The organism is Mycobacterium sp. WUMAC-067 (assembly GCF_020217485.1).
In the GTDB taxonomy this organism is placed as follows: Bacteria; Actinomycetota; Actinomycetes; order Mycobacteriales; family Mycobacteriaceae; genus Mycobacterium.
In genome coordinates, this window is sequence record NZ_JAEKMI010000049.1 from 21,141 (window position 1) to 27,992 (window position 6,852).

At 64.2% G+C, this 6,852-nt stretch carries 4 protein-coding genes and 1 pseudogene; 3 read left to right on the forward strand and 2 right to left on the reverse strand.

All coding sequences use genetic code 11. The annotated features are described in order from the left end of the window. Positions 1 to 757: 757 nt before the first annotated feature. Together JF781_RS23520 and JF781_RS23525 are read left to right on the forward strand one after the other, a co-directional pair. A complete protein-coding gene (locus tag JF781_RS23520; protein WP_225329939.1) occupies positions 758 to 1,165 on the forward strand; it encodes a nuclear transport factor 2 family protein in 408 nt (135 codons plus the stop codon). Positions 1,166 to 1,393: 228 nt separating this feature from the next. After that, the gene (locus JF781_RS23525) at positions 1,394 to 2,635 is read left to right on the forward strand and encodes a cytochrome P450 (protein ID WP_225329940.1); all 1,242 of its coding nucleotides are present in this window, start codon (positions 1,394 to 1,396) and stop codon (positions 2,633 to 2,635) included. An 80-nt stretch (positions 2,636 to 2,715) separates the two neighbouring features. Here the strand turns inward: JF781_RS23525 and JF781_RS23530 are convergent, their stop codons facing one another. Then, complete coding sequence (locus JF781_RS23530; protein WP_225329941.1) at positions 2,716 to 3,840, reverse strand: helix-turn-helix transcriptional regulator; 1,125 nt, start codon at positions 3,838 to 3,840, stop codon at positions 2,716 to 2,718. Further along, positions 3,837 to 4,940 (reverse strand): helix-turn-helix transcriptional regulator, encoded by a 1,104-nt coding sequence (locus JF781_RS23535; RefSeq protein ID WP_225329942.1) that lies wholly within the window; start codon positions 4,938 to 4,940, stop codon positions 3,837 to 3,839. Before JF781_RS23535 ends, JF781_RS23530 begins: the two co-directional genes overlap by 4 nt. A gap of 295 nt (positions 4,941 to 5,235) precedes the next feature. Between JF781_RS23535 and JF781_RS23540 the strand changes: the two are divergent. After that, positions 5,236 to 6,852, forward strand: a pseudogene (locus JF781_RS23540) (helix-turn-helix transcriptional regulator); the annotation flags it as partial.

Sequence of the window (6,852 nt, forward strand, 5' to 3'; positions counted from 1 at the left end):
CGCAATTCCTCATCCAAATGGGTGAGGTCAGCTACCCGTTAACAAGTGACGTTTAGCCAGGGGGAGTGCTATGCAGACGCGACCGGCGAATCGAGGACCACGCGATGGTCACGTCGGTGACTTCCCGCGCCTAGAGGCGATCCATCTCACGAGCCATGCAGGAGTACTCAAGGAATGCGTAGTGCCTCGGGCAGTCGTGACGCACTGGGCGGGCATCTCGCCGCGAGGTCGCAATTGTGCGGCGAATGGACGCCAAGAGAACCGAAGCTCTTCCGGTCCAGCGGCGTATCGTCGGCCTCGCCCGCACAGCTACCGCCGTGCCGAACATGATCTCCTGCTCGGTAATCAAGGCGGGCGCAGGTGATGCGGCCTCAACGGTGGGCTCACGGTCCCGTGCACTGGCATAGGCTTCTGGTGTTGCGGTCATTTCCCCGCTCCTCACGGCTCGGATTGATTGCTGATGAGGTGCCGCCCATCCATCTCGACTGGGCGGTCTTGGTGTAGGTGCGATGTTGGCGGCGCATGTGCTTCCTCCGTCACTGTCGCCGGAACAGTTCGACACTTGTGCTGGCCCACGTTCTGTTACTGGGAATAGTGGATCGCGCGGGACCAATCGACATGAGTGGTGCACTACTCACATTTCGCAGCATGGCGGCCTGGTAGCACGGATACGCGATCTCGCGCCGGGGTCTTGTCGGCTCGCCTGAGACGACGAGAATCAATTGTCTTCGTACCGGGGCACGACTGGGAGACGGCGATGGCTGACAGCCAGATGCGGGCACTCGTGGACCGCCACATGAGCGCTGAAGGTCACGGGGATATCGACGGCGCAGTGGCCGTGTACACCGACGACATCGAGCATGATGTGGTCGGATTCCCCAATAGCCCCACTCGCGGTAAGGACGGGGCCCGCGGCTTTTATGCCTACCTCACCGCCAACTTCCGCAGCGAAAGCTGGCATGTCCTGCGCCAGTACGTGGCCGGCGAGGCGATGGTCCTCGAAATGCTCATGACGGGCACCGTGATCGGATCGTTGCTCGGGCTTCCGGGTAACGGGCGGCGCATCAGATTTCGGATGCTGCATGTCTTCGAGTTCCGCGACGGGCTGATTAGCCGCGAGAATGTGTGGCTTGACACGGCCGCGGTGGTTAATCAGCTAGGTTGACGCGCTGCTGCCATGGCGTTGCGCGGTGCAAAACTGGCTGGTCCCGGCATGCTCGGCGCCGAGCGAGCAGCTGTCGGCACGACTCGATCACCACAGGCAGTTCGACGTAGTCGACAGGTTAGATGAGTAGCTGACTACTTACGTGTCCTTGCGGGACCGGAGCGACGATGGCGTCGCGGCTAGCAACCGTTAATGGCCAGCCGACTCGTTCCTACCTGAGAGGCCCTTATGACCGCCGACACGATGCCTACGCCCGTTTGCCCGAACGCCTTCGACGCGGGGCTGCCCATCTTGGCCTATGAGCACCTGCATGATCCTGAGGAGGCGCATCGGCTCATCGCTCAAGCCCGCAGTCGAACACCGATCGCAATGGGTACCCACGGCCCCGAAGTCCTGAGTTACGAGCTGGTTCACGCCGTGCTGCGCGACCAACGGCTCCGCGTGCCTCACGGGATGTTCCTCGCCGCCCAAGGCATCACCTCCGGCCCGATATGGGACCGCGTCGCGACCAACCTGATCAGTCTGGACGGCGACGAACACCACCGGCTGCGCCGCCTGGTGTCAAAGGCCTTCACACCGCGAGCCACCGCACGGCTGCGCACGACGATCCGCGACGTCATCACCGAACTCGTGGACCGCCACACCGCTTACGGGCGCTGCGAGGTGGTCGCGGACATCACACGCCAATACCCGATCCCCATCATCTGTGCGCTGCTGGGCGCCCCAGCCGAGGACTGGCAATTGTTCTCCGACTGGACCGACGACATCTTCAAGGTCTTCAGCTGGAACGCCGCCGACGAAACGGCCTCGATCCTGGCCGCCTGGGAGGCGCTTGACGCCTACATCGACGACATGGTCGCCAGCCGGCGGCGTACATTGACCGACGACCTGATCTCGGAGCTGATCCGCGCGGAAGAGGACGGCGACCGTCTGGGCGCCGGCGAGCTGCGCATGCTGGTAGCGGGGCTGCTGATGGCCGGCACCGACACCACCCGCAACCAGCTCGCCGCCGCGGTGCACGTGCTGTGCGATCACTCGGAGCAGTGGGCATTGCTGGGACGGCATCCCGAGTTGGCGGCCAATGCCGTCGAGGAGATCATGCGCCATTCCCCGGTAGCGTTCGCCATGCTGCGCACCGCCATCGAGGACGTCGAACTCGCCGGCGTCACTATCCCGGCTGGCACCCTGGTCCTCGCAAACATGGCCGCAGCCAACCGGGATCCCGCCGTCTACGACGATCCCGACCGCCTCGACATCACCCGCGACGGCGCCCCGGCGATGCAGACATTTGGCGCGGGCATGCACTACTGCCTCGGTTCCCACCTCGCCCGCCTCGAGCTCGCCGAAGCCCTCACCGTCATGACACAACGCATGCACAACGCGCGCCGCACCGGACCGGCCCCGTGGAAGCCGCTAACTGCGCTCAGCGGGCCGACCACCCTACCCATCGAATTCGACACCGCAGATTAAGCATTGGCGAGCGCGGCGAATGGACCCAACCAGCGGCGCAAACGCGGCACATACGCCCGTTCGCCGTTGGTTCGGCGGCTTCATGGAGTGAGTGCGAGCACGAGGCCGACGAGTTCGGCTTGGCGGTGGGTGTCGGTCTTGTCGAAGGCGTGTTGCAGGTGGGTGCGAACCGTTTCATACGACACCGATAGCTCGTCCGCGATTTGTTTCAGACCCGCACCATGCGTGAGCCGTAGGGCGACTTCGGCCTCGCCCTCGGTGAGTCGGTAGAGTCGGCGCAACAGCGTTGCGGCGGACTCAGTTTCGCGCTCTGGGTCCTTGATCAAAACCAACGCCGATGGCTCCCCTGCCCTTTCACTAGTTCCGATGCGATGCAGCGGGATCACCTGAATCACATAGGGACGCAGGCCCGATGGGCGTCTGCAGATCAAAGAGCGCCCGCCACGAAGCCCTGATTCTCCACCGATCAGCGCACCATGCAGCGCGCAGTGCAACTCGCGCTCGGTCTGCATATTTATTGCCCCGATGCGCCCCGATTCTGTGTGCAGGCCGTCGTTGCCGCGCAGAACGTCTTCGGCGGCGGAATTGAGGTTGATTACCCGGCAATCTGTTCCGACGACGATGACAGCATCTCGGATCGCGTCGAGCGCCCGCGCAAGCTCCGTATTGCGTTCGACTACAGCGGCGAATTGGTCCTGCGTCCGGACCGCCTGCTGCAGATGCACCACCAAGCTGCCTACCAGCTTCACCCGCTCGGGCGCATCAAAATACCGTTTCGATGACATCACTAGAAAACAGGTCGGTCGAGGACCGCCGGTGAGCCGGACGAATAACCCATCTTCTAGTTCGTTGGGCTGCATCCAGCCCGTATAAAACTCCGCATTCCGGTTCGGAACGATGATTTCCGGCCCGGTCCGCACCACGCCGATCGGGCCGTTCTGCACCCTCTCGAGCACATAATCCAATCGGCGGTAATGCTCCGCATAGGTCTCGAGCGCTGCCAGCGGAAGAGTTGAATCCTGGAACGACCAAACGCTGCCCCCGCCCATCAGCAGCGATCCCCCGGTGCCACCGAGCACGCGCTGAACGTCGCGGATGGCCGCGTCCCACTGCTGGGGCGCGACGGCCGCGGCGTAGATGTCGGCTACGAGGCGCGAGAAGTCCTCGACCGTGACCATCGCCCGGCGCCGGATTCGCTCAGTCATGGGCTCAGCGCGAGTAGTAGACGGACGAGCTCAGCTTGGCGGTGGGTGTCAGTTTTGTCGAAGACGTGTTGCAGATGGGTGCGAACTGTCGTCCATGAGATCGACAACTCGTCTGCAATTTGCTTGAGGTTCGCACCGTGCATCACGTGTAGGGCAACCTGGGCTTCGGCTTCGGTGAGGTGGTAGAGCCGGCGCAACAACGCTGCGGCGGGTTCGGGTTCGTCTTCTGGGTCGATAATCAACACCACCGCCATTGGCTGTCGGAGTGGCTCATCGGCATTGCGGCGGTGTGACGGCAGCACGTGAATGACGTAGGCCCGCTTACCCGATGGCCGAACGCAGGTTAGCGACCGGCCTGTACGAACGGCAGAGCCATCGGCCGCTAGTGCACTTTGGATGGCGCAATGCAGCTCTTGTTCTGCATGGGTGGTTGTTGCGGCGATATGTCCTGACCGCATGCACACGCCGTCTTCCGCGCAAAGGATCCGCTCGGCGGCCGAATTCAGGTTTATCACCAGATGCTCGCCTGCGACGACGATGACACCGTGCCGGACAACCTCAAGTGCGCCTGCCAGCTCAACGACGCTGTCGGCCAGAGCCGCCAGTTTGTCCTCCGTGTGCAGCGCCTGTCGCACGTGTCCAACCAGCCCGTTCATCAAGGTCACGCGTTCAGGCGTGTCGAACGACTCAGTCCGCCGCGGCGACGCCACGATCAAACACGAGGGGCGTTGTCCACCGGTCAGGCCGACGAACAGCCCGTCTTCGATGCCGTTCGGGCGCATCCAGTCGTTGTAGAACTCTTCGTTCGTCCGCGGTGCTATCAACTCTGTGCCGGTGCGTACTGCGCCGGCTGGACCGTTCCCAACCCCGGCGAGCACATAGTCGAGGCGGTGGTAGTGCTCGGCGTAGGTCTTACCGACCTCGGCTGGCGCAGTCGTGGCTTGAATGGACCACACTCCACCCGCGGATTCAATGAGCGTGCCGATCGTCCCGCCCAGGCTGCGGCAAATCTCATCGAGGGCCGGCTCCCAGTGCCGGGGAGTGACCGCGGCGGCGTAGATGCCGGAAACTAGGCGCGAGAAGTCCTCGACCGTGACCATCGACCGGCCCCTGATTCGCTGGCTGGTATCCGCATCGGCACCTTCCTCAGTGTGATTCTCCTATGAAGAGTATCTGGATTTCACCCATTTGGATGAGGCATTGCGCGAGTCAGGGTGCTTGTGTTCAGGCATGTTCGCGCAGGGCACCGCCGCGGCGCCTGCTCTCGCTGCGGCGGACCATCCGCGCAGCGTGGATGGGGTCGGCTACCGACGTGGCAGGGCGAGGCCAACGGTTACCGAGGTGAGACCGCACGGTCGTCAACGGCAGGCGGACCGAGGATCAGTGCGCATACGGTTGCCGCTGACGGGCCGCTTCGAGCAAATGCGGCTTATCGACAGCGCGCTATGGGAGCCCGATGTTTGCGGGATGGTCATTCGTGGGGCTGCGGGTGTTGGCAAAAGCCGGATCGCCCGCGAGGCGCTGTCGTTCGCGGCATCGAAGGGATGCGAAACGCGTTGGGTGGTGGCGACGTCGTCGGCGCAGATGCTTCCGTTGGGCGCGTTCGCCCCTTGGGCGGGGTCGGCCGCGGGTGACACGCTGCAACTGGTAGGCGGCGTGATCGAGTCGCTGACTGCGGCATCGGCTGGGAGCCCGGTGGTGATTGGTGTTGACGACGTCAGTTTGCTCGATGACGCGTCGACATTTGTCTTGCATCAGATCGTCCAGCGAGGCGCTGCGAAACTCATCCTGACGGTGCGGGACGGGGAGCCGATCAGCGCGGGCATGCGTGAGCTGTGGAAGGCTGGCCAGTTCGAGCGGCTTGATCTGCAGCCTTTATCACCCGCCGAAACCCTGGAGCTGCTATCGGCGACCCTCGGTGGATGTGTGGATCTGGACGCGGCCCGCCGCTTATGGAACCTGACCTGCGGCAACGTTTTATACCTGCGCAACATCGTGGAGCAGGAGATCGCCGATGGCCGGCTCGTCGAGCAGCATGGTCGTTGGTGCTGGGTCGGCGAACCGGTCGTGCCGCCCGATTTGGTTGAACTGATCGAATCGCGCATCGGTGCCCTGCCGGCATCGGTGAGCGATGTGGTCGACGTGCTGGCGATCGGCGAGCCGATTGAGCTGGGGTCACTGACGCGTATCACCGATCCGGCGGCGGTCGAGGAGGCCGACGTGCGCGGCCTCCTGACGCTGGACCAGGTCGACGGTCGTGTCGAGGTGCGGGTGGCGCATCCGCTGTATGCCGAGGTGCGCAAGCGGCGTGCGGTACCCACCAGGCTGCGCCGGTTGCGGGGACTGGTCGTGGCTGAACTCGCCACTGTCGGCTGCGCCGACGTGCGGGCGGTGGTGCGGCGCGCCGTGTTGAGCCTGGACTCCGATCTTGAGCCCGACGCCGACCTTCTGACCAGCGCCGCTCCGGGGGCGGTGTGGCTGATGGATCTGCCCCTGGCCGATCGGCTCGCCGATGCGGCCATCCGCGCTGGCGGGGGTCCGGAAGCGAATTTCCTCCGCGCGTATGTTTTATCGTCGCTGAGCCGCGGCGAGGAGGCCGACGCGGTGCTCGCGGACATGCCCACTAGCGAATTGGGCGACGGCGAGCGTGCCAGGCTCGCCAATCTGCGGGCCACCAACAGGCTCTTCACCCTCGCAGATCCCCAAGGGGCGAAGAGGCTGATTGACGACGCGTCGCGAGCGATACCGGCGCAGGCTCACAGCTGCATCAACGCCTTTCTCACCGTGTACTGGGCAGCGATGGGCAGGCCCGACGCCGCCAGCAAAGCGTCGAAAGGCGTTGTGCCAGAACAGCTATCCGATGTGGCCTCCCGTTTTACCGCGTGGGCCAGAACCGTTGCGGCCGGGGACGCCGGCCGAACCATCGAAGCCGCGGCCGCTGCGAGCACCGGATACCCCGTGGCAGTACGCGGCTTCGTCATCATCACCGACGCGCACGTCGGCGCGCTGCTG

Excerpts from the sequence above, each read along its gene's own strand:
- JF781_RS23530 (WP_225329941.1), bottom strand. The coding sequence starts at position 3,840 with ATGACTGAGCGAATCCGGCGCCGGGCGATGGTCACGGTCGAGGACTTC.
- JF781_RS23525 (WP_225329940.1), top strand. The coding sequence starts at position 1,394 with ATGACCGCCGACACGATGCCTACGCCCGTTTGCCCGAACGCCTTCGAC.
- JF781_RS23535 (WP_225329942.1), bottom strand. The coding sequence starts at position 4,940 with ATGGTCACGGTCGAGGACTTCTCGCGCCTAGTTTCCGGCATCTACGCC.
- JF781_RS23520 (WP_225329939.1), top strand. The coding sequence starts at position 758 with ATGGCTGACAGCCAGATGCGGGCACTCGTGGACCGCCACATGAGCGCT.